This is a genomic window from Brevundimonas sp. EAKA, from assembly GCF_000698025.1.
GTDB lineage: Bacteria > Pseudomonadota > Alphaproteobacteria > Caulobacterales > Caulobacteraceae > Brevundimonas > Brevundimonas mediterranea_A.
On sequence record NZ_JMQR01000306.1, the window covers coordinates 1 to 403 of the forward strand.

Genomic DNA, 403 nt, shown 5'->3' on the forward strand with positions numbered 1-403 from the left:
GCAATCCATCGCAACACTCCGCCCACTCCTGCAAGCCGTACGAGAAGAAGCAAACCGAGTCTCACCCCACCGCCACGTGCCTCTCACCGTTAAAATCGCTCCAGACCTTGTAGACGAAGACATAACAGCTGTCGCTCGCCTAGCCCAAGAACTAAAGCTTGACGGGATCATCGCAACCAACACTACAATCGCACGCGAAGGCTTAGGACTTCACACTACCAAAGAAAAAATTAACGCTATAGGCGCAGGAGGACTCTCAGGAGAACCACTTAAAACCCGATCACTCGAAGTTCTACACCTCCTCAAGAAAGAAATAGGCAACAAACTAGCCCTCATCTCCGTCGGAGGAGTAACCAACGCCCAGGACGTACAAGAACGACTAGACGCAGGCGCAGACCTCGTC

Annotated in this window: 1 pseudogene; it reads left to right on the top strand. The window is 52.4% G+C overall.

Annotation, left to right across the window (positions count from 1 at the left end):
- Positions 1-28: 28 nt before the first annotated feature.
- A pseudogene (locus ER13_RS18160) lies at positions 29-403 on the top strand (hypothetical protein); the annotation flags it as partial.